The organism is Sphingobacterium sp. UBA7253 (assembly GCF_002472745.1).
GTDB lineage: Bacteria > Bacteroidota > Bacteroidia > Sphingobacteriales > Sphingobacteriaceae > Sphingobacterium > Sphingobacterium siyangense.
In genome coordinates, this window is record NZ_DKSP01000224.1 from 32,826 (window position 1) to 47,099 (window position 14,274).

At 41.7% G+C, this 14,274-nt stretch carries 10 protein-coding genes; 7 read left to right on the forward strand and 3 right to left on the reverse strand.

Translation table 11 applies throughout. The features are described from left to right. Window positions 1–289 precede the first annotated feature (289 nt). The 6 genes from B2X72_RS23665 to lipB all read left to right on the forward strand — a co-directional run bounded on the left by B2X72_RS23665 (window position 290) and on the right by lipB (window position 10,356). Window positions 290–3,349, forward strand: a complete 3,060-nt coding sequence (locus B2X72_RS23665) for a SusC/RagA family TonB-linked outer membrane protein (RefSeq protein ID WP_286851757.1) — start codon at window positions 290–292, stop codon at window positions 3,347–3,349. Window positions 3,350–3,445: 96 nt separating this feature from the next. After that, window positions 3,446–5,116, forward strand: coding sequence for a RagB/SusD family nutrient uptake outer membrane protein (locus B2X72_RS23670; RefSeq protein WP_286851759.1), 1,671 nt, complete (start codon window positions 3,446–3,448; stop codon window positions 5,114–5,116). Window positions 5,117–5,352: 236 nt separating this feature from the next. Continuing rightward, window positions 5,353–5,778, forward strand: a complete 426-nt coding sequence (locus B2X72_RS23675; RefSeq protein ID WP_248932687.1) for a hypothetical protein — start codon at window positions 5,353–5,355, stop codon at window positions 5,776–5,778. A gap of 65 nt (window positions 5,779–5,843) precedes the next feature. Then, complete coding sequence (recG, locus tag B2X72_RS23680) at window positions 5,844–7,949, forward strand: ATP-dependent DNA helicase RecG (RefSeq protein WP_286851761.1); 2,106 nt, start codon at window positions 5,844–5,846, stop codon at window positions 7,947–7,949. Window positions 7,950–8,409: 460 nt separating this feature from the next. Continuing rightward, entirely contained in the window at window positions 8,410–9,600 is a 1,191-nt protein-coding gene (gene hflX / locus B2X72_RS23685; protein ID WP_075994499.1) for a GTPase HflX, read from the forward strand. A gap of 60 nt (window positions 9,601–9,660) precedes the next feature. Next, on the forward strand, window positions 9,661–10,356 hold the full coding sequence (gene lipB, locus B2X72_RS23690) for a lipoyl(octanoyl) transferase LipB (protein ID WP_075995011.1): 696 nt from the start codon (window positions 9,661–9,663) through the stop codon (window positions 10,354–10,356). Window positions 10,357–10,538: 182 nt separating this feature from the next. Here lipB and B2X72_RS23695 read toward each other — a convergent pair whose 3' ends face one another. The 3 genes from B2X72_RS23695 to B2X72_RS23705 form a co-directional block, all read right to left on the reverse strand. Beyond that, window positions 10,539–11,759: a hypothetical protein gene (locus B2X72_RS23695; protein WP_286851764.1), complete on the reverse strand. Its 1,221-nt coding sequence runs from the start codon at window positions 11,757–11,759 to the stop codon at window positions 10,539–10,541. Window positions 11,760–11,975: 216 nt separating this feature from the next. Next, entirely contained in the window at window positions 11,976–12,356 is a 381-nt protein-coding gene (locus B2X72_RS23700; RefSeq protein ID WP_075994501.1) for a hypothetical protein, read from the reverse strand. A 28-nt stretch (window positions 12,357–12,384) separates the two neighbouring features. Next, window positions 12,385–12,801 carry a hypothetical protein gene (locus B2X72_RS23705; protein ID WP_286851766.1) on the reverse strand — a complete coding sequence of 139 codons (417 nt, stop codon included), beginning with the start codon at window positions 12,799–12,801 and terminating at the stop codon, window positions 12,385–12,387. A 190-nt stretch (window positions 12,802–12,991) separates the two neighbouring features. Here B2X72_RS23705 and B2X72_RS23710 point away from each other — a divergent pair, with 190 nt between their 5' ends. Beyond that, window positions 12,992–14,263: a hypothetical protein gene (locus B2X72_RS23710; RefSeq protein WP_286851768.1), complete on the forward strand. Its 1,272-nt coding sequence runs from the start codon at window positions 12,992–12,994 to the stop codon at window positions 14,261–14,263. The last annotated feature ends 11 nt before the right edge of the window (window positions 14,264–14,274 follow it).

Genomic DNA, 14,274 nt, shown 5'->3' on the forward strand with positions numbered 1-14,274 from the left:
TTACACCAAAAAACCTTCCGACATGTATCATTTTTGTTTCATAAAATTTTTGATTTTTGCTCAACTATAGTAAATTAGATTTTTATTAAGGGAAATCACACCGCTCTTTCTTCCTATAACTAGGTATTGAATAGCTTATACTATTATAAATAATCACTTATTTCGCCCCCCGATTATTCAATATCCCCCTCTTCTAACCAAAAATGCTAAATGGAATTAGCCCATTTCATTAGAAATTTCACCGTTATGAAAATATGTATATAAAAACTGAATATAACACATATACTATATGAATAACAAATTATACTCTACATTAAGGGTGTTAGGTATTGTTCCAACAATGCTTTTTTCAGCATCTTTATTGCACGCGCAAACCAACCAGATTAAGGGAACGGTTGTAGACGCTAAAACCAAAGCTCCTATTCCAGGTGCCACGATCAAAGTATTGGGCACTTCCAACGCAAGTTCTACGGACGTTAAAGGTGCATTCCAGATCAATGTCGACGATAAAAACCGCATACTGAACATCAGTACGGTCGGTTACGAAAATAAAACAGTCACATTGGGCCCTGGAGAAACGACAGTAACGGTGAGTTTGGAAGAACAAACCCAACAACTGGAAAGTGTGGTCGTTACTGCTTTGGGTATTAGCCGTGCACAAAAATCATTAACATACTCTACACAACAGGTCAGTGGTGACGAATTAAACAAAGTTAAAAGCACCAACTTGGCGAATAATTTAAACGGTAAAGTCGCCGGTGTTAACATTGCTTCCAGCTCTTCTGGACCGGGTGGTTCGGCAAAAGTTATTTTGCGTGGTAACAAATCGGCTTCCGGCAACAACCAGGTACTTTATGTTGTCGATGGGGTTCCAATCAATAACCAGACATTGGCAAGCCAGCCAGACAACGTTTTCGGTGGACAGCGCGATGGTGGTGACCCTATTTCATTGATCAACCCAGAAGATATCGAAAACATCTCTGTATTAAAAGGAGCATCTGCGGCGGCATTATATGGTAGCCAAGCGGCCAACGGCGTTATCTTGGTGACAACAAAATCAGGTAAACAAGGCCGTACAACGATCAACTTCTCGTCAAGTGCACAGATCGAACAAGCTGTATCTACACCTAAATTCCAAAACCAATATGGCCAAGGTTCGGGTGGTAAAAACAGTAACACCAGTGTATTTAGCTGGGGCGACAAAACCAATGGCGCCAACGATGATAACGTAGGTGAATTTTTCCGCACAGGTAGCAACTTCACCAATTCATTGACATTGTCCGGAGGTAACGAAAAAAATCAAACATACTTCTCTTATGCAAATACGCTTGCAAAAGGTATTCTTCCAGAAAATGACCTGATGCGTCACAATTTCAACCTTAAGGAGAGTGCTTCATTTTTTGATAATAAGTTAACCGTTGAAGGTAGTGCCAATTACATTACCCAAAAATTGGATAATGCGCCTACTTCAGGATTTTATTACAACCCATTGGTTGGAACCTACCTATTACCTCGAAGCTTAAATATTGCGGATTATAAAAATTTCGAAACCTTCAACACAGGCCGTAATCTTTATGATCAAAACTGGTTTACTCTTTCGGACGACGAAACTACTCAACAAAATCCTTGGTGGATCATGAACCGTAATTCAACGCGTTCAACACGTAATCGTTTACTCTTGAATGGTAGTGCGAAATACAAAATCGCACCTTGGATCAGCGTACAGGCCCGTGGTAGTGTAGACCGTACCAGCGAAGTATGGGATCGGAAAGCTTATGCCGGCACACAACACATTTTAGCGCGTGAAAATGGGGCTTATAGCTATACAAATACCACGATCACCCAACAATATGGTGATTTAACCGCCAACATGAATTTTAATATTGGCGATAAACTACAGATCACCGGATTGGTTGGAACGAGTATCACCGATTGGAAAACGGAAGGTACAGACTTCAACACCGGTAAAGATGGTTTGAAAGTTCCCAACCAGTTCTTTATCCAAAATACGACAACTCCGGTCACTTCGACACTATCTGCAAACCGAAGACAATTACAATCGGTATTTGCATCGGCTAACTTAGCCTATGACAACTGGATTTATTTGGATTTGACTTCACGTTGGGATTGGTCGAGCACATTGGCCTATACACCGCAAAATCCATACGCTTATCCATCGGTTGGCTTGGGCGTCGTATTGAACGACAAACTTAATCTTCCCGAATTTGTGAATATGGCCAAAATCCGTGGTTCCTATGCAAAAGTCGGAAATGATCTTCCGCCTTATACCACATTGCTTACCAACCGGGTAGATCCTTATGCGGTGCTAACGGTAAATGATATTGCCTTCTTGAAAGAATTAAAGCCAGAGAAAACAGCTTCTTTGGAGATTGGTACAGAATGGCGCATGTGGAATAACCGTTTGAATGTTGACGTTACGTATTACAAAACAAACACCACAAATCAATTTTTCAAAATTGCAGCTGGAAATGCATCCCTCAATAACATGTATGCGGTTAATGCCGGAGACATTCAAAATCAAGGGGTAGAAGCATTGGTATCACTGGATGCGATCAAAAATGACGATTTCAAATGGACGACCAGCCTCAACTTTACGTACAATAAAAACAAAATTGTAAAACTTGCTGACGGTATTTCTGAATTTACATTAACAGGTGAGGGACGTAATAATTTTGCATCCAAATTGCAAGTTGGTGGTTCTTTCGGAGACATCTATGGTCAAGATTTTGTACGTGACGAACAAGGAAGGATTCTTATTTCCGAGGACGGTATTCCACAGAAGAACAACACCTACACCAAACTTGGGAATTCAAACCCCATTTGGCAGATGGGCTGGAACAACAGTTTCAATTATAAAAATTTCAACTTAAGCTTCTTGATCGACGGTAAATTTGACTACCAAGTGATGTCCGTGACACAAGCATTGCTTGACGGTTACGGCGTCTCTAAAGCTAGTGGCGATGCTCGTGCCAATGGAGGTGTTAGTATCAATGGGGTTACACCAAGCGGTAAAGCCGTAACAACAGTGGACGCCGAAAAATGGTACACTTCTACGGCTGGTATGGGCCCTGTTAGCAGCCAATATATTTACGACGGAACGGTGGTGAGATTGCGTGAATTGACTTTCGGTTATGACTTCAATATTAAAGACAGTTTCTTCAAAAAACTTCGCGTAAATGCTGTCGGAAGAAACCTATTCTATATTTCGAAAAAGGCTCCTTTCGATCCTGAAGTAACGATGTCTACAGGTAATTCCTTAAGTGGTGTGGACATCTTTATGATGCCGGCAACGCGTAACTACGGTCTTACACTAAATGCAACTTTCTAAACGGCCAACAATGAAATATCCACCGCTAAAAAACACCTATATCGGTAAACATGGCGAGGGTATTTTATATAGTCTTAAAATACAAACGATTAAAAGATGAAATTTAACATAAAAAACATATCCAAGTTCTCACTCGCTTTTTTAATGCTTGGCGGCACCCTAAGTAGTTGCACCAAGAATTTTGAGGACTATAACAAAAATAACATTGGCGTTACGGATGAGGATTTAAAAGGTGATGGCCAAGATCTTGTCATTTTCTTGCGAAATGCACAGATGTCTATCTACAATTTCTCTGGCGCAGGCGATCCCAACTCTTATCAAGTACAACAGAATCTGAACGCGGATGTATTTTCAGGTTTCTTCATGTCTCCTACGCCTTTTAATAGTGGACAGAACAACCTGAATTATGCCATGGTGAACGGCTGGACTGGAGAACCATTTAAAGTACTCTATCTGAATGTCATCAAATCCATTGAAAAATTAAAAAGCAATGGACTTGCAGAAACCTATCCTGCATTATGGGGTTCGGCTTTGGTGATCAAAGTAGAAGCTGCCAGCCGGGTGACAGATATCTATGGTCCTATCCCATATAGTAAAGTAGGCACCTCCAATACTGTTCCATACGACAAACAATCCGATGTATATGCTGCTTTCTTCAAAGAGCTTGATGAGGCTGTAACAGCATTGAAATCGTACAAAGCAGATAGTCCAATGGCTGCCAAAATTGACCAGATCGATCTTGTATTTCCGAATACAGATAATCAGGTCAGATTTAAAAATTGGTTGAAAATTGCCAATTCATTGCGCCTTCGTTTAGCGATGCGTTTGGTTAAAATCGATGCAACGTTAGCGAAAACACAGGCTGAGAAAGCATTGGATCCGGCAAATGGTGGTGTCTTGGAAAGCAATAGCGAAAACTTCAAGATCACTGTACCTGCAGATGGAACCTACAGCAATCCACTTTGGTTTATTTCCAAAAACTGGGCCGATACCCGTATCAATGCGACGCTTTCGTCTTATATGACAGGATTGAATGACCCGCGTATCTCCAAATACATGGCACCTGTCATTAAAGATGCAACCACAACAGCTTTCGCCGGTAAATACATTGGAATCCGTACGGGTGCTGATGGTATCGAAAAGGATAAATACCAAAAACTATCCGCTTTGAATACCGAAGGTACAACGCCTACTTTCGTAGCGACAACAGCACCGATATTAATGACTGCTGCTGAGGTTTACTTCCTACGTGCCGAAGCGGCATTGAGAGGTTGGAACAATGCTGGCGGAACAGCGCAATCACTTTATGAAAAAGGAGTGGAAACTTCCTTTACGCAATGGGGTGTAACATCAGGATTAAGCACTTACCTAAATGATAATACAAGTAAGGCAGCAGCTTACGAGGATCCGTTCAATGCGAAGAATAATGCAGAATCACCAAGTGCTCTTACAATCAAATGGAATGAGGGCGCTACCAACGAAGAAAAATTGGAACGTATTATCACACAAAAATGGTTGGCGATCTTCCCTGAAGGACAAGAGGCTTGGAGTGAATTCCGCCGTACAGGATATCCACGTCTATTCCCAGTTGTTGTCAACAATAGCGGTGGACTGATCGATACTAAAATACAGATCCGCCGTTTACCGTTCCCACAAAATGAATACAATACAAATGCAGCCGAAGTACAATCTGCAATCTCCTTGTTGGGCGGACCTGACAACGGCGGTACCAGACTTTGGTGGGATGTAAATAAGGGTAATTTCTAATCGAGAAATGATCCGAAATAAATCTTAAACGGGGCTGTCCAAAACGATTGGACAGCCCTGTTTTTATGCAATTAATATCTATCCTCCAGCTTTAACCAAGTCTCTTCTCTTCTCTTCTCTTCTCTTCTCACGGCTACTGCGACATACTCCAAGTTCGCTTAACAAAAACTTAATAGAGACCTCCTGTAGCAAAGATCAAAAATTACCCGTTTAGTTAAAAAACCAAGAAGAATATTATGAAAAATCTTTCCATTTTGGGTATAACCACCCTCTTAGCATGTTCCATGTTATTTGTTGTCTGTAAATCGGAATCACATTTAGAAAACCCCTACAAGGACAAAACGGAAAAGGAACTTGAGTCGCTTTCCAATGAGAAGTACAGCAAAATCGTTGCCTTTGCTAGCCCAAAATCATGTACTGACGCTACAGAATGGGAAATGATGGAAATACGGACAATCTGCGGAATAAGTTACCTCCCCTACCACAAATCCGTAGACAAAACAAAATTGCAGAATATGATCAATGACAACAACAAACTGATGGAAATATACCAGCCTATGATGGCTCCCCGAATAAATTGTATACCTTATCGCAAACCATTGAGCGTGATCTGTAAAGAAGGAAAAGCAGACATTAACTATGAAGAACCTGCTTCAAAATAGTTATACCAAGCCAATAAACGGCTCCACAAACGCATAAATTTTCGTAATTTAGCCATTCAAGAAGAATGGCTGAATTAAGTTTAATTACCCCCATAGAATACCTCAAAGGTGTAGGTCCACAAAAAGCAGATGTACTCAAAAAAGAGCTACAGGTGTTTACCATTGGTGATCTATTGACACAGTATCCTTTCCGTTATATCGACCGTACGGAGTTTCATAAAATCCGGAAACTTCATCCTGATATGATGGCTGCACAGGTTCTGGGCCGTCTGGTTTCTTTACAGCTCGTGGGCGAGAAGAAAACGAAACGTCTTGTCGGTTCTTTCAAAGATGAAACCGGCTCCATGGAGCTTGTCTGGTTTCAGTCTATTCCATGGCTTCAAAAATCATTGAAAGTTGGTTCGGCCTATATTATTTATGGCAAGCCAAGCGAATTCAATGGTCAGCTATCCATTACCCATCCCGAAATGGATCTGTATAATCCGCAGGTAAAACAGATCGGCAATATGAGTTTACAGCCGGTTTATTCATCAACAGAGAAACTCAAAAAGTTCAATCTGGATACCAAAGGAATCCAACGCTTACAACAGACTGCATTGGAAACCGTATTTCGCACTATAGGCGAATCCCTTCCTCAGGATGTTCTCACTAAACATGGCCTGATATCGCGACAGCAGGCTTTCGCATCCATACATTTTCCAAGCGATCAAAAGGAGCTTAATCAAGCCATCAAACGCATCAAGTTTGAAGAACTATTCTTTATACAACTCAAGCTGCTCAACAACAAACAGCTCAATACCCAGAAGTTTAGAGGCCAGCGCTTCAATAAAGTCGGTGAAAAATTCAACACATTCTTTAATGATCGCCTTCCGTTCCCGTTGACAGGAGCACAGAAGCGCGTTGTGAAGGAAATCCGTATCGATACCAATACAGGCGCGCAGATGAACCGTCTGGTGCAGGGTGATGTTGGCTCCGGCAAAACAGTTGTTGCCCTCATGAGTATGCTACTCGCTGTCGACAATGGATTTCAGGCCTGCATGATGGCACCAACAGAAATCCTGGCGACACAGCATTATCATGGACTCAAGCAGCTCGTGGGCGATGACATCGTCAATATCAAGCTACTTACAGGCTCCACAAGCACGAAGGAACGTCGCTTGATCCACCAGGCACTGGAAGATGGCAGCCTGGATATTTTAATTGGCACCCATGCCCTGATCGAGGATAAGGTGCAGTTCAAAAACCTGGGCTTCGTTGTTATTGACGAACAGCATCGCTTTGGCGTAGAACAACGGGCCAAACTTTGGCGGAAGAATGTCATTCCACCGCATATGTTAGTCATGACAGCCACACCTATTCCACGCACACTAGCGATGACCATGTACGGCGACTTGGACATCTCCGTGATAGACGAATTACCTGCTGGGCGTAAACCAATCAAGACTGTTCACTTTTTTGAAAGTTCGCGTTTGCGGATGTTTGGTTTTATGCGCGAGGAGATCGCCAAAGGCAGGCAGGTCTACTTGGTATATCCCCTTATCAAGGAAAGCGAAAAACTGGATCTGATTTATTTAGAAGCAGGCCTTGAGAACTTGCAACGCGAATTTCCACTACCACAATACAAGATCAGTATTGTTCACGGCAAGATGCCCGTAAAAGATAAAGACTTTGAGATGCAACGATTTGTCAAACATGAAACGCAGATTATGGTTGCCACCACCGTTATCGAGGTTGGAGTTAATGTTCCCAATGCCTCGGTCATGGTCATTGAAAATTCCGAACGTTTTGGATTATCCCAGCTGCACCAATTGCGTGGCCGCGTAGGCCGTGGTGCCGAACAGTCTTTCTGTATCCTGATGTCGGGCAATAAGCTGAGCAAAGAAGGACGATTAAGGCTGGATACAATGGTGCGTACCAATGACGGGTTTGAGATTGCGGAAGTCGACCTACAGCTACGTGGTCCGGGCGACATATCAGGCACGCAACAGTCGGGTGTACTTGACCTCAAGATGGCGAACCTAGCGACAGATCAGGCATTGCTTACCGAATGCCGTAACACCGTCATTGCTATCTTCAAAGAAGACCCAACACTACAAAGTGAAAAGAATCATTTGCTGCGAAGCTTTCTGGCAAGAAAATCCGATGGCATTGCCTGGGATAAGATTTCTTAACCGCATGTCATTTTCGCAACAAAAAACGGGGCCAGCAAATAAATCGATAACGTGTTTAAGTGAATAAACAGAGCGCGTTGGAATCTAAAGGCCGCTCTTCAACATAAATAGGATGCGAATTGTTTTTAATTAGCGCTTGAAGACAATTTATCTTTTTTGTAAATAAAACCAAATTTATTTACTTTTGCATCATTATGAACATGATATAGAAAAATATCCCTTCTTTTACTAGGCAAAAGATGGCGACCGAACGCTTACATATTTTGAGTTGCCCTGGTAAGCAAATCACAGGAAATTTATTGGTTAATGGAGAATTATGTCATAATCGGCATCCAAAAACCGGGCTTGCGAGCTCATTGAAAATAATTAAAAAGTGAACGTATAACAAGAGGTAGACACTAGCGCACATTGCAAAGCTTAATGACCTGCCGACTTCACTTGAAAGACTTAATAGTACAAAATGGCCAGATTTAAAATACACGATACAGCTATAAAACCCGAAACAGCCGTCTTGGTGAGTGTCATCACGCCAAGTGTGACGGAGACAAAAGCAAAGGAATACTTGGAGGAACTTGAATTTCTTGTACAGACTGCCGGTGGCGAGACCAAAGGTATGTTTACACAGAAACTGGGCTTCCCAGATCGCGCTACATTTGTCGGTAGTGGAAAGCTGGAAGAAATAAAAGCATACGTCGAAGCCGAGGAAATCGACATCGTTGTTTTCGACGATGAGCTTTCACCTTCGCAGTTGCGCAACATTGAAAAAGAACTGAAACGCAAGATATTGGACCGCTCCAATCTCATCCTAGACATCTTTGCCCGTCATGCCAAAACAGCACAGGCGAAGACACAGGTGGAATTGGCACAGCTGCAATACCTTTTACCTCGTTTGACCCGTATGTGGACCCACTTGGAACGTCAGCGCGGGGGTATTGGTATGCGTGGTCCTGGGGAGTCACAGATCGAGACCGATAGACGGATCATTCTGGACAAAATTTCCTTGTTCAAAGAACGCCTAAAAGCAATCGACAAGCAAAACGAGACACAACGAAAAAACCGTGGTGAGATGATCCGTGTAGCTTTGGTAGGTTATACCAATGTCGGAAAATCGACGATCATGAATATGATCTCCAAGTCTGATGTACTGATCGAGAATAAACTTTTCGCTACATTGGATACGACAGTACGTAAAGTTGTTATCGACAACCTTCCTTTTTTGCTTTCAGATACCGTTGGTTTTATCCGCAAACTGCCGCATCACTTGGTGGAATGTTTCAAATCCACATTGGATGAAGTTCGGGAAGCCGATGTCCTGATCCACGTGGTAGACATCTCGCATCCGAATTTTGAAGATCATATCCAGGCGGTAAACGAAACATTGAAGGACCTTAAAGCGCTGGACAAACCGGTGATTACGGTATTTAACAAAATTGACCTTTATAAACCAGCCGTCGAAGAAGGACACGATGGCGAGGAGATTGAGGTAACGTTGGATGATTTCCGTAATTCCTGGATGGCAAAAAATTCAGATCCCGCAATCTTTCTGTCAGCAACAAATAAAACGAATATCGAAGAGTTCAAACAAAAACTTTACGATATCATTGTGAAGATGCACAATGAACGTTATCCATACAATAACTTATTGTATTAATTTTGACAAACAATGCTGTGAATGGACCTTATGTCCATTCACAGCTTAAAAAAATACGAAATGAACAAAGAGGTGCAGTTTCAAGATTGGGGTCTTGTCGATTATCAGGAAGCCTGGGACAGACAAGAATCCATCTTTAAGGGAGTACTGGACATTAAGCACGACAATAGGGTCAACGCGACAGCAACCAGTACCCCGAATTACTTGATCTTTACAGCACATCCCCATGTTTATACCTTGGGGAAAAGCGGGCACGAAGAATACTTGCTGTTAGATGAAAAAGGGCTCGAAGAGAAAGAGGCCAAATTCTACAAGATCAACCGGGGTGGCGACATTACCTATCACGGTCCGGGACAGATTGTCGGTTACCCGATCCTGGATCTCGACAACTTCTTTACCGATATACATCTTTATCTGCGTACACTGGAAGAGGCCATCATACTAACCTGTGCTGATTTCGGTATCGAAGCCGGGAGATATCCCGGGTTTACCGGTGTATGGATAGAACCCGATAAACCGACGGCGCGCAAAATCTGTGCGATGGGGGTTCGCGCTTCACGCTGGGTGACCATGCATGGTTTTGCATTCAATGTCAACACAGACCTTGACTATTTTGGCAACATCATTCCTTGCGGTATCGACGATAAGGATGTAACGTCTTTAAAGCGGGAACTTGGCAAAGAAGTCGATATGGAAGACGTGAAAGAAAAATTGAAAGGCCATATTGCAAAACTCTTTGAAATGCAGGTAGTCTAATTTAAGAATTCAATAACATCCAAAGGCCCTTTGAAAGCGGAGTTTTAATTCCCCTTCAAAGGGCCTTGTTTTTTGAGCATCCCTGTTCCTGCTCGTTAATAAAATCCTTGCTAACATCACAAAGGAAGGGCATTTTCAAACGCTTGGAAGTCTATACATGAACCCGACACAATTTCGGAGAATTAACAATAATACATGCACTCATAGCTGGCCAGTTTTCCTTCGACAAATCTGAATATAAATAACCCGGCATCGCCATTTTGAATATAGTACGTATGTGGCGTTGAAATCCAATCTGCCGAAAGCAGTTCACCAAAGTGGTTTACAAAGTCTTTTTCTGCGTAATTGGCATCCATTCGCTCGTTGCCTATGACAATGTTTTCGCCATCACTAAAAAACAGCTTATACATCGTACCGACCACTTTCCCCTTATAGTTTTCTTCGAAGGCAACGATCATATTCGGTGTTTTATAGTAATACCGCGGCTCCCAACCACATTCGGGCATATCGGGGATTTCGGAAACCCTTTGCAAAGCCAGTTGCTTCATCTGTGCATCCGTAATCTTGCCATCAGATAACGACACTCCTTTCCATTCAAAATGGAAATTCAGCGCTTTCAGTTTCTTTGCATAGACTTCGGATTGGAGCTCATTTTGGAATTTATTGGCCAAGAGTAATTCAAAGTCTATATCAACTTTGGGATCTACTATTCCCGCTTGAGCATAAGATTCCTTCCAATAGGTAAGGGCCTGTTTTAATTTGGGATACTTGGTCCAACCGATCTCACGCAGTCGGCCAACTGCTGCAAGCTCTTTCTCCTGGTCCTTTCCTTTTACGGCCAGATATTCTTTTAGCACCTTGTCATACGTTAGTTCAGACCCCAAAAATTTCATCTGAATATACTCCGGACTTTCATGAAAGTGGTCTCCGATGTAGACCCATCCATCTGTGTAGAGCGGCACATAATCGATACATACCATTTCATTGAGCCCTGCCCTACGCACAGCGGTACTTGTTGTATTGGGAGCCTTACGCACGCGCAATTGCGACACCTGAACATAGAAATGTGGGCATTGGGCATCTGTTGTTCCACGATAGAAATATTGTTTTGGCTCGCTGGCAGATCTTTTTCCGAACATTGCACTTTTCAAGGGCTGACGGTCAATATAGCCGATATCCCCATTACTCACCTGCACCTTATACTGTGTATTGGTGGAATCTAGCAGGTAGACAGGAGCCTCGGTCGGAAAAACCCCCAAGAGGTCTTTACTGTTTCCTGCTTCACGGTAAAGGTGCCCCCATGTTGAGGTATACATTGGGCGCTGACCCGCAGCCTGTGCTACTGCCTGATGCACAAAACAAGCTAAAAGCAGACAGCATATAACAAATACTTTTTTCGACATAAAATTAATTCTTTGAATAAAGGACTAGTGGTCGTTCCATTGCGATCAACCGCAGGGAACGAGACATCTATAAATGCAACAGAAACTTTTTCTGGCTGCCGGTCAAACATGCACCGTTACAATAACGAAATTAAAACAAAAAGGAGGCCAATGAAATCACCGGAATCAGGTATTTTTTTGGAGGAGATTATTTGGTTTCTAAACAACGCGATATGGCTATTTGCGCTGCAATAAACTCACCTGTCCTTCTAATGACTGGATTGTTTTTTCCTGTGCCTTGACTGTTTGCTCTAAGGCATTGACCAGCTGCCTATAAATTCCGAGGCCTTCGGCAGTAGAAGGAGCTGTTTCGGCAGGTGGAGCACTTACCACATTCCTCTCATCCTTCCGCATCATAGTTCCTTCCCCCATGAGTAACCAGGCCGGACTAATGTCGGGATGTTTAGACAGTATAGCAACCATGGCATCGGAACTGAGTGCAGTATTTTTCTGCCCTCCCTTAAAGTTTGCATAAGAAAGTTGCACATCTTTGAAAAATTCGGTTTTGCTGATCCCTTTGGTTTCAGCAATAAGCAGCACACGTTCCTTTACATTCACCTATAGCTTTTTTTTAAATGTTGGCTGTTTATTTATTTCTTAACGATTTTATTTCCTGCTCTTGAATCGACAATAATCGCTCCAACGAAATAATTGTCTTCTCTTGAGATTTAATTGTGATATTTTGTGACGATATAACCTGTTTTAGTGAACTGACAACGGCATTAGTAACGCCTTCAATTTCATTTGTCAGATAGCCTTCCCGCTCCTCTTCCTGCGCAAGAATAGGCTTTAGCATCTCGCCTTCGCCTTTTAACAACCATTCGGAAGAATATGCAGGATATTTTTCAACAATACTAATTAACCATTTCGCCTGTACATCTGTATTGTTGGTTAAGGCACGTGTAAATACGCCTCTACTGGCTCCAACGGCAGTTTCAAAGGCTGTTACGCTCAGTCCTTCTCTATCTGCAATAACTTTAATTCTCGTTAAAAAAGAACTCATAATCAATAATTATCAACATAAAATTTGTTTAATCGAAAATTAGTGTTTAAATTAGCTTAACTATTGATAATTATAAACACAACATTAACCAAAAAAACTTACAAATGAAACCGATAAGGCTTTAGATCAGGTGCACGGATCGTTATTAGCCCTACGCAGCAGTTTCATCAACTTTAAAACATATAATCTGATGAAAAATACGCAAAAGAAACTAAAAGCGAAACATTTTCGCTATTTAAGCCAAGAATACATCGACGATCCGATGAAATATCTCATTGAGTTCTTTGAAAGCGAAACATCCATACCTGACTGGTTAGCGGACCTAAATACGCTAATTAACGCGGCTTCAAACGCAAAGATGAACCCACCACGTTCCTCTACCGGATATCTCACTAGAAAATTAATTGAACAGGTGGAATTGGCCTATGTCATTTTTAGGAAATGTAAACTAAAAACAATAGAACATCCCTTGAAGTTCAACAAAGGCGTTTCAGACTACTGGAGACAGCTATTATCAACAGACTCCTGTGCAAGTAATATTGATACAGCAGCAGACAGCATTAGCCGTTTTTTTTCTTACGAGTCTTTACAACAATGGTACAGCATTCTTGATGATTTATGGATAAGTTTAGGAGACAGAGATAACGGATTTTTAGGCAATAACGGTCATGAAATTGTTGCTGTAAAAGAATTCTTACTGCGTCTAGCGGCTTCTCTCGGAAAGATCTATGAAAATAAAATACTTCCAGACTATCTTAAAGAAAATCAAGAAGACATTGCAGATGAGCAGTGCCAAACCCAGCAATCTTTGGACGAAACAGAAGACGAAATACTTCACCCAAAAAAACGCATCATATCGCCCGAATGGATTGCTTCCCAACCGTATTCCATCTCAGCATTAAAAGATTTCTTTGATAGAGACAATCTAAATGGCTGGCGAGAAAATATCCGATATTGGTACCAAACGGTCATCGACGAAAAAGAATTCTGGTCGGCGGACCATGAAAATAGTAAATTTTCGGGGGCGAATCTACTCTTTAACTATGCTTGCCTTTACGCCTTATTAGAAATGTTATCCAATAAATCTGAGGAATACCCTATCCTTCCAATGCGTATTGATAATTCATTTTCGATATTGCCCGAATGCCAATCAGTTTTGATTAGGCATGCAAAAGAGGAGATTATACTTTATTATGTATCGAATGAAGAACTAGACAATCCTTTGTCAGCACTATTGGCAACAGTTAAAACATACGATCAACAAGAATGGAATGAAATCTTGTATGAATGGATCAACTATGGCCTCGCCAAAAACCGATATACCGGCGCCTATTCAGATTACAGTACACGAATTTACCAGACTATGATCAAAATAATAGAACTCGCCTATTTAACAGCTTTTTCTGAAGAGATAGAATCTCTCAATCAAAAACAAACAGCTCTTCTAGAAACAGAAATATAAAGCCCATTTAT

Coding starts and splice junctions, on each gene's coding strand:
- B2X72_RS23665 (WP_286851757.1), top strand. CDS start 290: ATGAATAACAAATTATACTCTACATTAAGGGTGTTAGGTATTGTTCCA.
- B2X72_RS23670 (WP_286851759.1), top strand. CDS start 3,446: ATGAAATTTAACATAAAAAACATATCCAAGTTCTCACTCGCTTTTTTA.
- B2X72_RS23675 (WP_248932687.1), top strand. CDS start 5,353: ATGAAAAATCTTTCCATTTTGGGTATAACCACCCTCTTAGCATGTTCC.
- recG (WP_286851761.1), top strand. CDS start 5,844: ATGGCTGAATTAAGTTTAATTACCCCCATAGAATACCTCAAAGGTGTA.
- hflX (WP_075994499.1), top strand. CDS start 8,410: ATGGCCAGATTTAAAATACACGATACAGCTATAAAACCCGAAACAGCC.
- lipB (WP_075995011.1), top strand. CDS start 9,661: ATGAACAAAGAGGTGCAGTTTCAAGATTGGGGTCTTGTCGATTATCAG.
- B2X72_RS23695 (WP_286851764.1), bottom strand. CDS start 11,759: ATGTCGAAAAAAGTATTTGTTATATGCTGTCTGCTTTTAGCTTGTTTT.
- B2X72_RS23705 (WP_286851766.1), bottom strand. CDS start 12,801: ATGAGTTCTTTTTTAACGAGAATTAAAGTTATTGCAGATAGAGAAGGA.
- B2X72_RS23710 (WP_286851768.1), top strand. CDS start 12,992: ATGAAAAATACGCAAAAGAAACTAAAAGCGAAACATTTTCGCTATTTA.